A 14,051-nucleotide genomic window follows, 5' to 3' on the forward strand; every position below is an offset into this window, starting at 1 on the left:
CGTCGGATGTCGCGGTTGCTGGTCAAGCGGCGTCGGTGAGGACGACGGATCGGGTGAGCAGGCGGGGGCGGTCGGGGTCGAGGCCGCGGTGGGCGGCCAGGGCGAGGGCAAAACGCTGGGCCAGGACCAGCTGGGCGAGCGGGTCACGCTCGTCGCGGTAGGTGGTGGCGCCGGCCGAGCGGCCGACCTCGTCCAGGCCGATCGGCACGGCGCCGAAGGAGAAGACCAGGCTCCGCGTACCCGCGACGGCGACCGGTCCGTGCCGGAAGTCCATGGCCGGGTACGACTCCGAGTAGGCCTGGGCCGCCTCGCGGACCTTGAGCGCCGCCTCGTGGGCGAGCCCGACGGTCCAGCCGGTGCCCAGGAAGACCAGGTGGTCGATGGCGGCCGGGTCGGCGGGCAGCGGCGCGTCCAGTGCGGCGTGCCCGTCGGCGATCAGGTGGCTCAGGTCCTCACCGAACGCCGCCCGGGCGATCGCGAGGACGGTGGTCGGGAAGCGGGTCTGCACCACGCTGCGCTCGTCGGCGAAGTCGAGCAGCAGGCGGCTCTCGGCGAGGGTGTCGACCGGCATCCCGGCGACCGCGGTGACGGCCACCCGGTGGGTGCCCTCGGGCACCTGCCGGAGCGCGTCGAGCACCTCGGTGGAGGTGCCGGAGCGCGTGATCGCGACGACCCGGTCGTACCGGCGCCGCGGGACGTACTCGGAGGCGCAGACCGCGTCGGTCTCACCGAGACCGGCGCTCTCCCGCAACTCGGCGATGCTCTGGGCCACGAACCACGAGGTGCCGCAGCCCAGAACCAGCATCCGTTCCCCCGGTGCAGCGAGCTCACGACGGGCCTGGTCGGTCAGGGCGAGACCCTGCTCCCAGACTGCGGGCTGGCTGGCGATTTCCTCCGACGTGTCGTTCATGTTCGAGGATTATGCTCGTTTGTTTTCGCTTCACAAGGCCTCGCGCTCAAACGAACATTCCACGATGCACGTCTAGCGCAGTGCCTCAGGGATCAGGTCACCGTGCGCGGCGGTCAGTTCGTCGCACAGTTCCCAGATCCGGTCCACGCTCAGCGTCGCGGCGGTGTTCGGATCGACCATCGCGGCCTGCCGCACCATCCGCTTGTCACCGGTCAGCGCCGCCTGCACGGTCAACTGACCGACGTTCACAAAACTCCGATTGAGCGCGGCACACTGCGCCGGGAGCGCTCCGACCCGTTCCGGGCGTACGCCCAGAGCGTCCACGACACACGGCACCTCGACCGCGTAGTCCTCCGGCAGATTGCTGATCAGCCCCCGGTTCGCGACGTTGCCGTGGATGCGGCGCAGGGTGCCGGTCGTGATGCTGTGGATGACCTGCGGGGCGTACTCGGTGGCGTCACGGCTGACATCCAGGGGCTCGCCGGCCAGCACCGCACGCCGCGTCTCGTGATATTCGGTCACGTTGTCCGCGCTGATCCGCAGGTAGTCGCCGACCGGGATGCGCAGCCGCTCGATCTCGGCGTCGTCGTGCAGATACCACGGCAGGTACTCGCTGGAGTGCTCACTGGTCTCCGTCGGGAACCAGCCGAGGCGCTTGTACATGTCCATGCGGACACGGCGGCGCAGCTCGGGATCGCGCTCCAGCAAGGCATCCAGCCGCGGATAGAGGTTTTCGCCGCGGTGCTCGAAGCGCAGCAGCCACGCCTGATGGTTCACCCCGGCGCCGGTGTAGTCGACCTCGTCGTACGGAACTCCCAGCAGATCGCTCAGATCGCGCACGGTCCAGTAGACCGAGTGGCACAGGCCGACGGCCTTGAGGTCCGGGGCGATCGCCGCGAGGTAGCCGATGTTCATCGCCATCGGGTTGGTGTAGTTGAGGAACCAGGCGTCCGGGCACAGCTCGCGCATGTCTGCCGCGATGCCCGCGAGCACCGGGAACGTGCGCAGCGCACGGAAGATCCCGCCGACACCCAGGGTGTCGCCGATGGTCTGGCGCAGCCCGTACTTCGCGGGGATCTCGAAGTCGCGCACGGTGGCCGCGTGCATGCCGACCTGGATGGCGTTGATGACGAAGTCGGCACCGTCGAGCACGGTGCGCCGGTCGAGGCTGGTCGTGATCGTGGGCTTGGCGCCGAGCTGCTCGGCGGTGCGCCGGGCGATCGCCTCGGCGGTTTCGAGCCGCTCGGGATCGATGTCGTGCAGGGCGAGGGTGACGCCCCGGAGCTCGTCGAACGTCAGGATGTCGGCGAGCAGCTCACGGGTGAAGACGACGCTGCCCGCGCCGAGAAAGGCGATCGTGGTCATGGCGGGATTGTTCGCGTACGCGTCCGAAGCGCGCAAGGAATTCTGGTGTTTCGCTTGGAAACGAACTATGGTGACTGCGCGTTTGCTCAATATGATGCTGTCCTGAAACCCGTGGTGAGGTCACATGCCCCAGAGTTCCCTGCGCCGGGCCGACCGCGTGTCGGCCATCCTGGAGCGCGTGGCCAGCCACGGTTCCGTGGACGCCGGCCACCTCGCCGACGAGTTCGAGGTCTCCCCCGCCACCATCCGCCGTGACCTCCAGGTCCTCGAGGATCAAAGACTCCTCTCCCGTACGCACGGAGGCGCCGTCGCGGTCGACGTCGCGTACGAGCTGCCGGTGCGCTACCGCGTCGGCCAGCACCGTGAGGAGAAGGCACTCGTCGCGCAACGGGTGGCGGCGCTGCTGCCCAAGGGTCCGCTGACCCTCGGGCTGACCGGCGGCACGACAACACACCTGCTGGCCCGGCTGCTCGCCGAACGGGTCGACCTGACCGTGGTCACCAACGCGCTCAACATCGCGGCGGAGCTGGCCCTGCGCCCCCGCCTCAAGCTGATCATGACCGGTGGCGTCTCGCGCACCCAGTCGTACGAGCTGGTCGGGCCGATCGCGGACCAGGCCCTCGCCGGTCTGAACATGGCCGTGGCGGTCGTCGGCGTCGACGGCATCAGCGCCCGGGGCGGGCTCACCACCCACGACGAGATCGAGGCGAACACCAACGCCACGATGATCCGCCGCGCCGACCGGGTGATCGTGGTCGCGGACGGCTCCAAGGTCGGCCGCGTCTGCCTGGCCAGCATCTGCGCCATCACCGGTGTCGCCACGCTCGTCACCGACTCGAGCGCCGACCCCGCGGGTGTCGAGGCGATCCGCCGCACCGGCACCGAGGTGATCGTTGCGTAGGTCATAGTTCCGTTTCGCCCCGGCAGGCCTACGATCATCCCTAGTGCTCCGGGGTCGGTGCAATTCCGAACCGGCGGTGACAGTCCGCGACCCGACCGCAGCCGGCGGCCGGTTGAACCGGTGTAATTCCGGTACCGACGGTGAAAGTCCGGATGGTAGGCAGCACTGAACGTGGCTCGACCGTCGTTGTTGTGTGCGCGGCTTTCCCCGGCGTGCACCTCTGTGCTTTTTTCCGGAGGTGCCCGTGCACTGGCTCGACCAACTGCTCACCGCGTTCTACGACGCCAAATGGCAGGTCACCGACACCCAGGCGATCTACTGGCGCGAGATCGTCGGCAACGCCTTCGGTCTCGGCTCCGCCCTCTTCGGCCTGCGCCGCAACGTGTGGGCGTGGCCGGTCGGCATCGTCGGCAACGTCCTGCTCTTCACGGTGTTCCTCGGTCAGGCCCTCGGCAACGACCAGGGCACCCCGCTCTACGGCCAGGCCTCCCGCCAGGTCTTCTTCATCATCACCAGCGTCTACGGCTGGTGGCGCTGGCGCCAGGCCACCGGCGGCGAGACGGTCGTGCCCCGCTGGGCGACCAACCGCGAACGAATGCTGTACCTCCCGCTCGCCCTGGCCGCCGTCGTCGGGTGCTTCTTCGCCTTCCGCGCGATCGGCGCCGGCTTCCCGGTCCCCTGGTGGTACTACCTCGCCGACTCGTGGATCTTCGTCGGCTCGATCCTCGCCACGTACGCGATGGCCCGCGGCTGGGTCGAGTTCTGGCTCTGCTGGATCGCGGTCGACCTGGTCGGCGTCCCCGAACTCCTCCACTTCGGCTACTACCCCTCGGCGATCCTCTACGCCGTCTACGCCGCCTTCGTCATCTGGGGCTTCGTCGTCTGGCTGCGCCTCTCCCGTACGCTCCAGCCGCCCCGCCTCGACTCACCCGCCATGGAGACGGTCGCTTAGCCGAGGAATCTGGTGCGGCGTTGGGTGAGCAGGGCTGCGATGGCGACCAGGGTGGCTGGGAGGGCCAGGTGCCAGGCGGCCATGATCAGGAGGCCGCGGGTGTCACCGACCTCGGCCACTTCGGTGGACGCGGTGATGAGACCGGCGAAGAGCGCCAGGCCGGCGGCCAGCAGGATGCGCTCATCGATCACGGTCCAGAGGATCACCGCCACCACCAGGGCCGTTCGCAGCACGGCCGGCAGCGTGTAGTCCAGCGACCAGGACAGGGCGAGCAGGACCGGGAGCGGGTTGAGGACCCGGAGACGGCGGCCTGGCAGCAGCAGGAGAACGGCGGCCAGCGTGTAACCGGCGATCGCCACTGTGCTGATCTGGTCCATCCCGCTGAGCACCAGCGCGGCGGCGGTCAGACCGAGCGCCACGAGGCGGACGCCGGCCATGACCGCCACGGCCGCGAGGCCGGCGCAGATCCAGGTGGCAACCGTCATCCCGGTACGCAGTTCGACGCCGTAGTGCAGGTCGATCAGCGGGGTGGTGGTGCCGGCGACCAGCAGCATCAGCGCGGCGGCGCGGGCGGCGTAGAGCCAGCGCAGGCTCGGCGGCTGGCCCTCGCCCGTGCGGGCGCGCACGGCACCGGCGATGAGGGACGGTGCCTCGCGCCACCAGGGCCGGCCGTTCTCCTCGAGCACACCGAGCATCTCGTCACGCGGGTGGTCGGACGGGTAGAGGCGCAGCAGCACGGTGTAGGCGCTCATGCCGGCCTCACGCGCAGGACGACCTTGGCGGCCTCGGCCATCCGGACGGCTTCGGCCCGCAGCGCGGCGTGGCCGTCGTTCGTCAGCGCGTAGTGCCGGCGTGCGCGGCCGTTGACCACCTCGTCGCGGACGACCTCGACCAGCTCGGCCCGGGCCAGCCGGTCGAGCGCCTGGTAGAGCGTGCCGGTGGAGAGTGCGACGCGCTGCTGGGACAACTCCCCCACACGCGTGATGATCGCGTACCCGTGGCGGGGTTCGTCCTGGAGCGCGGCCAGGATGAAGTACGTCGGCTCCCTCATGCGGCCACCATATGTCGTTTACTTACATATGTAAAGGTCAGGACGTCGGCACGGCGATCTCGTCGGCACGCTGCCGCAGCCGCCGCGCGAGGCTGTCGGCGGCCAGGTTGTAACCGATGGTGAACGCATCGGTGTACCCGGACCGGGCCGCCACCTCGTCGGCGTGCGCCCGCAGGTGGGCCGCGAGCGCATTGCGCCAGCGGGCGTCGGCCGCGGAGATGCGGGCGGCGTACCGGGACTGGCGGGCACGGAGTTCGAGGATCCGCTGCTCGAGGACGTTCAGCGCGGCCTGCGCCTCGGCGAGCTGCCGTTCGGCCGCCTCGGGCACACCGGGAACCGTCTTGGCGATCAGGAACCGGTAGTACCCGTACGCCTCCGCCGGCTTTCCGGGCGGCTCATCGGATCCCGGGTAGGGGCGCGCATCGTCCGGCCCGGCACGGCGCACGTTGCTCGCGCGCGCCCGCAGCCCGTTCAGGAACGCCGCCCGGCCCGCCTGATATCCGGCGGCCAGACTCCCGGGCAGACCCGCCGGACGCTGAGCCAGGTCCTCGCACTCGGCATTCAGCGCAGCGCTCAGAGTCGTACCCGGTGGCGGTGGCGGGGCGGCCCGCGCCACACGGTCGAGCTGTTCGGTCAGCCGCGCGACGGTTGCCTCGGCCTCCACTGTGGCCGTCTGCACCCCGAGCAGCGTGAGGCGATAGGTCTCGCGGATCCACCAGCCGTACTCGGGAGTCATGAGCCGAAGGTGGCACGGTGGCCGCCGGCCGGACCGTGACTGTCCTCAACCGGCCGCGCGCCCGGCCCTCAGGAGAAGGTCGACGGCAACGGTCACCCGCTCGACGAACTCCTCCCGGGTGGAGACCTCGTGCTTGATGCCGCCGGACGTGCTGATCAGGGTCCGGGCCACGGCCTCCACCAGGCCGGGAGGCACCTCGGCGGCGATCGCCTCGGTGACCATCGCGGCAAAACGCGCGGGGTAGCCGGCGACGAGGGGACCCAGCAACTCCGGACTGGTCTCCCTGAGCACCGCGACCTCCTGCACCATCGGGCCGAGGTAACGCCCCGTCCACAGGTCGAACGCCTCGATCAGACGCTCGCGCAGCGGACGCCGGACGTCGGCCAGGGCCCGCTCGGCGGCGTCGACGTCGGCATCGAGCGCATGGACGACGGCCGCCTGGAAGAGGCTCTGCTTCGAGGAGAAGAGGAAGTACAGCCCCGGGCGGGAGATGTTCGCCGCCTGCGCGACGTCCTCCATCGAGGTCTTCCTGAACCCGAAGCGGGCGAAGGTGACGAGCGCCGACTCCAGGACCTGCTCACGACGCCCGCTTTCGATCTCCGTCACACGTCGACTCTACCAGCTATACAGAAGTTGTCTTGTGCGTATAGTAGATTCATGATCACTACTCGATTCGACGGCACCAGCACCGCGGACGACGTTGTTGCCGGGCTCGACCTCACCGGCGTCCGTGCCGTTGTCACCGGAGCGTCGTCCGGGATCGGCGTGGAGACCGCGCGCTCCCTCGCGCGGGCCGGCGCCGAGGTCACCCTGGCGGTCCGCAACACCGACGCCGGCGCCCGGACGGCCGCGGACATCACCCGGTCGACCGGCAACGGCGCCGTCCGTGTCGGCGCGCTGGATCTGGCCGACCTCGCGTCCGTCACCGCGTTCGCCGAACGCTGGACTGGACCGCTTCACCTGCTGGTCAACAACGCCGGGATGATCGTCAGCACCCTGCAGCACTCCCCCGAAGGCTGGGAGCTGCAGTTCGCGACCAACCACCTCGGGCACTTCGCCCTGAGCGCCGGCCTGCACGAAGCACTCGCCGCGGGCGCCCGGGAGCGGGGCGAGGCCCGGATCGTGTCGCTGAGCTCCACGGCACACATGAGGTCACCGGTGGTCTTCGACGACCTCCACTTCGAGCGGCGCGCCTACGATCCGCAGGCCGCGTACGCCCAGAGCAAAACGGCCAACTCGCTCTTCGCCGTCGAGGCCACCCGCCGCTGGGCCGCCGACGGCATCTTCGCGAACACGGTCAACCCCGGCGGAGTCTCCACCGGACTCCAGCGGGACTTCACCCAGAAGCAGAAGGACTACCTCGCCGCCGCCGAAGCCTCCGGCGCGTTCACCTACAAGACCGTCCAGCAGGGCGCCGCCACCACACTCGTCGCGGCGGTCGCCCCCGAGTTCGTCCGCACGGGTGGCCACTACCTCGACGACGGGCGTGAGGCGTACACGGTGGGCAACGAAGCTGATCTTTTTGAGCACAGCCACGGCGTCAAGGAGTGGGCGCTCGACCCCGGCGCCGCCCGCCGGCTGTGGGCGCTGTCCCTCGACCTCACAGCTCCCCACCGAGCGCGCTGAACAACCGGTCGGGTGTCAGGCCGAGCTCGAACAGCAGAGCACTGTCGGCGGGACTCTCCAGGTCGATCCGATCGGGCAGGCGCCCCGACAGGGTTTCGGCCTGCTCGGGCCCGTAGGCACGACGAACGACACCGAGCATGTGGGTTTTTGTGATGACGGCCATCGCGGACCTCACCTTCCGGACTGAACCGGGCGACGGGTGTGCCGCCCCTGCACCAGTCAGGACAGGACAGCGCCGCGATCTGTGACAGCCCCGTCAGGCGGGCCCCCGCCGGTCGGCGCCGGCGGGTTGCCACAGCTGGACCGGGTTGCCCTCAGGATCGTGCAACTCCGCGAACCGGCCGTTGGGATATTCCTCCGGATCCACCTTCACGGGTACGCCGTGACCCCGGAGCTGCTCCACCATCGCATCGAGGTCGTCGACCCGGAAGTTGACGGACCACTGCTGCTCCGGCCGCCCGAAGTGCTCCGAATCAGCCGCCATCGCGGTGAACACGGTCGGCCCGGGCGCCTGCCACCACGACGACGTGTCGTACGAGGACGGTGGCTGGTCGACGCCGAGACGCTCGGCGTACCACCGGCCCAGCAGTTCGGGGTCACGGGCCCGGAAGAACAGCCCACCGATGCCGTTCACACGTTCCATCAAGTCGCCCCTCACCAGGCCGGAGGTCTGCATCCTAGGCCCGCCGAGGCCCCGGGTCCGGCAGGCCCGCCGCCCGAACCTGCAGGTAGCGCTGTTCCGGCAGGCTCGTGGCGAGCCTGGCCGCGTCGAGATAGGCGTCGCGGGCGGCACCGGGATCACCCGACCGCTCCAGCAGGTGCGCCCGGACTGCCTCGACACGGTGACGGCAGGCACGCCGGTCACTGGAGCCGGCCTGCCGGTTCTGGACACGTTCCGCCGCTCAGTATGCCGACAGGCCGTCGCGCCGGGTGACAATGACGCGATGCCGACTGTGTACAAGACGCCGGACGGGCAGCGCGCGGTGCGCGGGTGGTGTTCGGAGACGTTGGCGCAGGCCGGCTTTCCCCTGACGCGGAGGACCCTGGACACCAGTGCCGGGCCGGTCGAGCTCACGTCGGCCGGCGCCGGGCGGTCTCGGGTGGTTCTCGTGCCCGGGACGGGTTTCAACGCTGCCGTGGCTCTGCCCTGGCTCCGGGCGTTGTCGGTTCGCTGGCCGACCACGGTGGTCGACCTGCCGGGTCAGCCGGGACTCAGCGATCCGCACCGGCCCGGCCGGGGCCGGACCACCTGGTACGGGCAGGTGCTGGACGAGGTCCTGGCCGCCATGGACGCCGACGACGTGGTGGTTGTAGGCAACTCGCTGGGCGCTGCTGTGGCACTGGCTGCCTCGTCACCCCGGATCGCGGCGCGGGCCCTGATCTCACCCGCCGGCTTCGTCCGTCTCAGCGTCGAACCGCAGGTGGCCCTGGCTTCGACGGCCTGGCTGTTACGTCCCACCACGGGAAGCACACGCCGCATGCTCAGGTTCTTCGTGGCGCCCGGCGCCGAACCGCCCGCCACCGAGGTCGAGTGGATGACGCTCATGGCCCGCTGCTGCCGCACGACGCTCGCACCGCCGCCTCTCCCCCCACGCCTCCTGGCGACGCGCGCTGAGCAGCCGTGCGTCGTGGCGACCGGGGAGCACGACCGGTTCCTGCCGCCCGGGCGCCTCGGGCCGGCCGTGCGCCGCAGCATGAACCTCAGCCTGCGGGTCCTCCCCGGCACAGGTCACCTGACCACGGCGGACCAGCTCGGTCAGGTCGTGTCCGTGGTCGGCGAGGTCGTCGGATGACAGCGAGAGGGCGCCTTCACGCGGCGTCGATGTCGGCGAAGAAGGTCAGGATCGGGTCGATGACCTCGGCGGGACGGGTGACCGGGGCGAGGTGGCCGGCGTCGGGAAGCTCGAGGTAACGGCTGTCCGGGATGGCGGCGGCGACCTCCCGCGCGCGGCGGGCGAAGGTGTCGGTGTCCTGGCCGAAACCCAGGACCAGGCAGGGGATCCGGATGTCGTGCAGGGCCTTGAGCCGGTGCCGGTACCCGTGGATGAAGGCCCGGGAACGCAGTCGTGCCTCCGAGACCGTGCCGGAGGACCAGTGGGAGACACCGGCGAGGATGGCGTCGAAGGTCTCGTCGTGGCTCAGGTCCGCGGCCGGATAGCTGGTCAGCAGGAGCATGGCCAGGCGTACGGGGTCGAGGTCGGGGCCGGCGGCGTCGAGGGTCTGCCAGGCCTGCTGCAGCACCTCGTCGACGGCGCCCTGCCTGCCGTACCCGGCGATCAGGGCCGCGGCGACCACGCGGTCGGGCCGCAGCAGGGCGACCTCCTGGGCGATGGCCGCGCCCTGGGACCAGCCGAGCAGGCGGACCGGCTCCGGGCCCAGGTGGTCCAGGAACGTGCTGACATCACGCGCGACACTCTCGGGGTCGTAGGCGGGCCCGGTGTGGACAAAGGTGACGGCCCGATAGCCGGCGCCGGTGAGCGCGGTGACCAGCGGCCCGGCCCACCAGGCCGGATCGGCCTGCGGATTGCTGAGGATGACGACCGGGCGCCCCCGTCCGAAGGTCTCGTACCGTCCGACAGAGGCGAGGTTCTCCACGGATCCGTCCCTCCTCGAGGCGTGACTGCATGAACCTTCATTCAACCTTGAGGAGAGTCACTTTCATGGATGTCCGGTAGGTCGTTCCGTCATCGGTGCGCTCGTGCAGGACGGTCTGGACGCGGTTGCCGTCACTGAACACGACGGTGGAACGGGTGGTTCCTCCCTGGTAGATCCACGTGTCGCCCTGCCGCGGGCCGCGCCCGGCGGGCGCATCGGACGGTCAGCTGCGGGTGACCCACGTCGGGTTGTCCAGGATGAATTTGTCGACGGAGTCGTTCTTGACCGCCTTCAGGAGGTCCAGGCTGGTGTCGCTCAGGATCTCGGCGCTGCCCACGCCGGGGACGGGGCGGCTGTTGAACGTGCCGTTGTTGGTCTTGATGGTGACCAGGTCGTCGGGGCGGATGCCGCGCAGGGCGAAGACCCAGTCCTGCAGCGGGATGCCGCCGTCGTCGACCGTCATCGTCTTGCCCAGCGCGGACAGCAGGCCCGGCAGTTTGGTCGGCGAGTCGAGGCCACTGTCCATGATGTTCGTCAGGATGGCCTTGAGGAACTGCTGCTGGTGGCGCTGCCGGCCGTAGTCGTAACTGCGATCCTTGAGCAGGTCACGCTGGCGGACGAAGTCCAGCGCCTCGGTCGGGGTGAAGCAGTGGTCACCCTTCTTGTAGATGTTCGGCGTGACCCCCGGGATCTTCGACCGCACCGTGCCGTCCGGATTGATCCGGTACGGCGGGGAGATCTTGCCGGTGTCGTTGTCGTGACCGATGTGGATGGACGTCGTGGTGGTGTCGACGTTCATGCAGACCTTGCCGAGGACGTTCACCACCTTGCGGAAGCCCTGGAAGTCGATGATCGCGCCGGCGTCGGGGGTGATGCCGGTCGTGTTCTTCACCGTCTTGGCCAGCAGCGTGAAGCCGCCGGTGAGCGCCTTGTCACCGGTCAGACCCCTGCTCCCGTACGCAAAAGCGGCGTTGATCTTGTTGTTTCCGCCGGCGTACGGGACCTTGCCGTTGTCGAACTTCGGGATCCGCACGTAGCTGTCGCGGGGCAGCGAGACCAGGTAGGCCGCTTTGTGGTCGGCCGGGACGTGCAGCAGGATGATCGAGTCCGAGCGGGTCAGTTTGCTCGGGTCCTGGTTGGGACGGGTGTCGAGACCGACGAGCAGGATCGTCTTGGCGCCCTTGACGCTGACGTGCTTGACCTCGGTCCGCGTCTCGCCGAGCAGGTTCTGCTGGGTGACCGTCTCGGTCGCGGAGCCGAGCAGGACACGCGTGCCGGCGACGGCGGCGCCGCTGCCGGCCATCAGCAGGGCCCCGACGACAACACACCACAACGCCCACCGCGGTGAGCGCCTTGTGCGGCGTTTGCCCGATATATCGTCGCGGTCCCGGTCTTGGTCCATTTTTTTCATCCTGACCCCCTCGATCTCCATGACGGAAGCAGAGACGTGAAACGTTGCGGCCCGGTCCATGAACAAAGAGATGCGTAGGCCACATCACGCAGAGGGGCCGACCGGTCCCGGACCGGAGTAGCGTCGCGCCATGACCACTCCTGGGTCTGATCAGAAGGGCCCGCTCGCTCGTGCCGGCCTCGGCAACCGCGCGGGTGACGACCGGCCGCCGTCCCCGCCGCCGTGGCGGGTCGAGGGCGCGCCGGAGGGTGGTCGCGGGCCGGACCAGCCCAAACGACGGCCGGCCTGGCAGCGGTTCGGCTGGATGCTGCTCGTCCTGCTCGCGCTGAACTGGATCATCTCGTCGTTCCTGCTGGCGCCGGAACCGCGCACCCCGGTCTCCTACACGTTCTTCCTGACCCAGGTCGATGCGAAGAACGTGGCCGACATCACCTCGACCGCCGACACCATCGAAGGCACCTTCAGCAAGAAGGCGGCCTACACACCGGTCGGTGAGAAGAAGGCCGAACAGGTCGACCGGTTCACCACCCAGCGGCCGTCCTTCGCCGACGACGACCTCTTTGCGAAGCTCCAGGCCAACGGTGTGCCCGTCAACGCCAACCCGCCGGACGCGCCACGACCGATCTGGCAGCAGGTGCTGCTCGGGTTCGGGCCGACGCTCCTGCTGGTCGGGCTGCTTATCTGGTTCCTCAGACGTGCGGCCGCCGGGGCCGGTGGTGGCATCGGCGGCTTCGGCAAGTCACGGGCCAAGCTCTACCAGCCCGAGGGCGGGCCGCGCACGACCTTCGCGGACGTGGCCGGCATCGAGGAGGTCGAGCAGGAGGTCACCGAGATCGTCGACTTCCTCCGCGAGCCCGAGAAGTACCGCAAGCTCGGTGCGCAGATCCCGCACGGCGTCCTTCTGTCCGGCCCGCCCGGTACGGGCAAGACGCTCCTTGCGCGGGCGGTCGCCGGCGAGGCGAAGGTGCCGTTCTTCTCGATGTCGGCCTCGGAGTTCATTGAGATGATCGTCGGTGTGGGTGCGAGCCGCGTCCGGGATCTCTTCGAGCAGGCCAAGAAGGTCGCCCCGTCGATCATCTTCATCGACGAGCTGGACGCGATCGGCCGGGCCCGCGGTGGCGCCCAGTCGCTGGGTGGCAACGACGAACGCGAGCAGACTCTCAACCAGATCCTCACCGAGATGGACGGCTTCACCGGCAGCGAGGGTGTGGTCGTGCTGGCCGCGACCAACCGGCCCGAGATTCTCGACCAGGCGCTGCTGCGCCCGGGCCGCTTCGACCGGCGTGTCACCGTCAGCCCGCCGGACCTGAGCGGCCGGCGCAAGATCCTCGAGGTGCACACCCGCGGGGTGCCGGTCGGGCCGGACGTCGACCTCCAGGCCCTGGCCTCGGCCACCCCGGGCATGGTCGGCGCCGACCTGAAAAACCTGGTCAACGAGGCGGCGCTGCTGGCCGCCCGCCGGGCCCACGCCACGGTGGTGACCGCCGACTTCACCGACGCCCTCGAGAAGATCGTGCTCGGCACGGTCCGCGGCATCATGCTCACGCCCGAGGAGAAGGAACGCACCGCGTTCCACGAGTCGGGTCACGCGCTGCTCGGCATGCTCACGCCGGGCGCCGACCCGGTCCGCAAGATCTCGATCATCCCGCGCGGCCAGGCCCTGGGTGTGACGTTCCAGAGCCCGTCCGCCGACCGCTACGGCTACTCGGCGAAATACCTGCGCGGCCGCATCATCGGCGCGCTGGGCGGCCGGGCCGCCGAGGAGGTCGTCTACGGCGACATGACCACCGGCGCGGAGAGCGACCTCGATCAGGTCAGCAACATCGCCCGGCAGATGGTCGGTCGCTGGGGCATGTCCGAGGCCATCGGCCCGGTCACGGTCCTGCCCCCACCCGGCAGCGAGTCGCCGTTCGGCCTCGACGGCGTCGCCCCGGCGACCAAGGAGCTGATCGACGCCGAGGTCCGCAAGATCGTCGACGAGTGTTACGAGGAGGCGCTCGCCCTGCTCCGCGGCCACCGCGACCAGCTCAGCGCCCTCGCCCACCGGCTCCTGGAGTCGGAGACCCTAGACGAGGAGGACGCCTACGCCGCCGCCGGTATCTCCCGCGACGCCGCACCGGGCGCCCTGGCCCGCGGCGAGGTCCCCGGCATTCCCCCGGCCCCGGGCCTCCCACCCGAGGATCCGGCAGCCCCGGCGGACGTCGCGCCCCGAGAGGCCACCGGCGCCAGCAAGAACGGTGCGGCGGAGTAACGCATGGGCTCGAAGGCGCAAAGGGTGTTGCTGCGGGCGAGGAGGGCCGCTTCCTCGACTGGAGTGCCGAGCTCGGCCGCCCGCTCTTCCCGATCGGCGAGCTCGACCACGGCCGGTTCTTCCTCGGCATCGACGACACCGGTGAGATCTACCTGGTGGAGACCTGGCTGGCGACCTTCGGCCGGATGCCGGAGGCTCTCGACAACCTGATCCTCGGCGTGAAGCCCCGCGACCTGACACCGAGCTGAGCGGA

General features: G+C 69.9%; 15 protein-coding genes, 1 pseudogene and 1 riboswitch. Of the genes and pseudogenes, 6 read left to right on the top strand and 10 right to left on the bottom strand.

Annotated elements, in window-relative coordinates:
• Positions 1 to 22 precede the first annotated feature (22 nt).
• On the bottom strand, positions 23 to 910 hold the full coding sequence (locus AFR_RS22700) for an SIS domain-containing protein (protein ID WP_023363196.1): 888 nt from the start codon (positions 908 to 910) through the stop codon (positions 23 to 25).
• Between the two features lie 72 nt (positions 911 to 982).
• Positions 983 to 2,275 (bottom strand): alpha-glucosidase/alpha-galactosidase, encoded by a 1,293-nt coding sequence (locus AFR_RS22705; protein ID WP_023363199.1) that lies wholly within the window; start codon positions 2,273 to 2,275, stop codon positions 983 to 985.
• 124 nt (positions 2,276 to 2,399) lie between these two features.
• Here AFR_RS22705 and AFR_RS22710 point away from each other — a divergent pair, with 124 nt between their 5' ends.
• Together AFR_RS22710 and AFR_RS22715 are read left to right on the top strand one after the other, a co-directional pair.
• Positions 2,400 to 3,176 (top strand): DeoR/GlpR family DNA-binding transcription regulator, encoded by a 777-nt coding sequence (locus tag AFR_RS22710; protein WP_023363202.1) that lies wholly within the window; start codon positions 2,400 to 2,402, stop codon positions 3,174 to 3,176.
• A gap of 39 nt (positions 3,177 to 3,215) precedes the next feature.
• Positions 3,216 to 3,346: riboswitch (FMN riboswitch) on the top strand.
• A 74-nt stretch (positions 3,347 to 3,420) separates the two neighbouring features.
• Positions 3,421 to 4,128: a nicotinamide mononucleotide transporter family protein gene (locus AFR_RS22715; protein ID WP_023363205.1), complete on the top strand. Its 708-nt coding sequence runs from the start codon at positions 3,421 to 3,423 to the stop codon at positions 4,126 to 4,128.
• Here AFR_RS22715 and AFR_RS22720 read toward each other — a convergent pair.
• Genes AFR_RS22720 through AFR_RS22735 form a run of 4 tightly spaced genes read right to left on the bottom strand, consistent with a single transcriptional unit; the run spans position 4,125 to position 6,521 of the window.
• On the bottom strand, positions 4,125 to 4,880 hold the full coding sequence (locus AFR_RS22720) for a hypothetical protein (protein ID WP_023363207.1): 756 nt from the start codon (positions 4,878 to 4,880) through the stop codon (positions 4,125 to 4,127). The two genes, AFR_RS22715 and AFR_RS22720, sit on opposite strands and share 4 nt — an antisense overlap.
• A complete protein-coding gene (locus AFR_RS22725; RefSeq protein WP_023363209.1) occupies positions 4,877 to 5,179 on the bottom strand; it encodes a PadR family transcriptional regulator in 303 nt (100 codons plus the stop codon). The genes AFR_RS22720 and AFR_RS22725 overlap by 4 nt, the downstream gene beginning before the upstream one ends.
• 37 nt (positions 5,180 to 5,216) lie before the next feature.
• Positions 5,217 to 5,915, bottom strand: coding sequence for a hypothetical protein (locus AFR_RS22730; protein WP_023363212.1), 699 nt, complete (start codon positions 5,913 to 5,915; stop codon positions 5,217 to 5,219).
• A gap of 45 nt (positions 5,916 to 5,960) precedes the next feature.
• Positions 5,961 to 6,521, bottom strand: coding sequence for a TetR/AcrR family transcriptional regulator (locus AFR_RS22735; RefSeq protein ID WP_023363215.1), 561 nt, complete (start codon positions 6,519 to 6,521; stop codon positions 5,961 to 5,963).
• Between the two features lie 51 nt (positions 6,522 to 6,572).
• Here AFR_RS22735 and AFR_RS22740 point away from each other — a divergent pair, with 51 nt between their 5' ends.
• Positions 6,573 to 7,541, top strand: a complete 969-nt coding sequence (locus AFR_RS22740) for an SDR family NAD(P)-dependent oxidoreductase (RefSeq protein ID WP_023363218.1) — start codon at positions 6,573 to 6,575, stop codon at positions 7,539 to 7,541.
• On the opposite strand, the gene AFR_RS22745 is transcribed toward AFR_RS22740, so the two are convergent.
• Positions 7,516 to 7,704, bottom strand: coding sequence for a hypothetical protein (locus tag AFR_RS22745; protein WP_023363221.1), 189 nt, complete (start codon positions 7,702 to 7,704; stop codon positions 7,516 to 7,518). The genes AFR_RS22740 and AFR_RS22745 overlap by 26 nt on opposite strands.
• A 93-nt stretch (positions 7,705 to 7,797) precedes the next feature.
• On the bottom strand, positions 7,798 to 8,184 hold the full coding sequence (locus AFR_RS22750) for a VOC family protein (RefSeq protein WP_023363224.1): 387 nt from the start codon (positions 8,182 to 8,184) through the stop codon (positions 7,798 to 7,800).
• Between the two features lie 301 nt (positions 8,185 to 8,485).
• On the opposite strand from AFR_RS22750, the gene AFR_RS22755 reads away from it, so the two are divergent.
• Positions 8,486 to 9,334 (top strand): alpha/beta fold hydrolase, encoded by an 849-nt coding sequence (locus AFR_RS22755; protein ID WP_023363226.1) that lies wholly within the window; start codon positions 8,486 to 8,488, stop codon positions 9,332 to 9,334.
• A 16-nt stretch (positions 9,335 to 9,350) separates the two neighbouring features.
• Here the strand turns inward: AFR_RS22755 and AFR_RS22760 are convergent, their stop codons facing one another.
• Positions 9,351 to 10,136, bottom strand: a complete 786-nt coding sequence (locus tag AFR_RS22760) for an alpha/beta fold hydrolase (protein WP_023363229.1) — start codon at positions 10,134 to 10,136, stop codon at positions 9,351 to 9,353.
• A gap of 223 nt (positions 10,137 to 10,359) precedes the next feature.
• On the bottom strand, positions 10,360 to 11,538 hold the full coding sequence (locus AFR_RS22765) for an LCP family protein (RefSeq protein WP_052359432.1): 1,179 nt from the start codon (positions 11,536 to 11,538) through the stop codon (positions 10,360 to 10,362).
• Positions 11,539 to 11,677: 139 nt separating this feature from the next.
• Between AFR_RS22765 and ftsH the strand changes: the two genes are divergently transcribed.
• Positions 11,678 to 13,798, top strand: coding sequence for an ATP-dependent zinc metalloprotease FtsH (gene ftsH / locus AFR_RS22770; protein WP_023363235.1), 2,121 nt, complete (start codon positions 11,678 to 11,680; stop codon positions 13,796 to 13,798).
• Between the two features lie 56 nt (positions 13,799 to 13,854).
• Positions 13,855 to 14,046 (top strand): annotated as a pseudogene (locus tag AFR_RS46175) (SUKH-3 domain-containing protein); the annotation flags it as partial.
• Between the last annotated feature and the right edge of the window lie 5 nt (positions 14,047 to 14,051).

The organism is Amorphoplanes friuliensis DSM 7358 (genome assembly GCF_000494755.1).
Lineage (GTDB): Bacteria > Actinomycetota > Actinomycetes > Mycobacteriales > Micromonosporaceae > Actinoplanes > Actinoplanes friuliensis.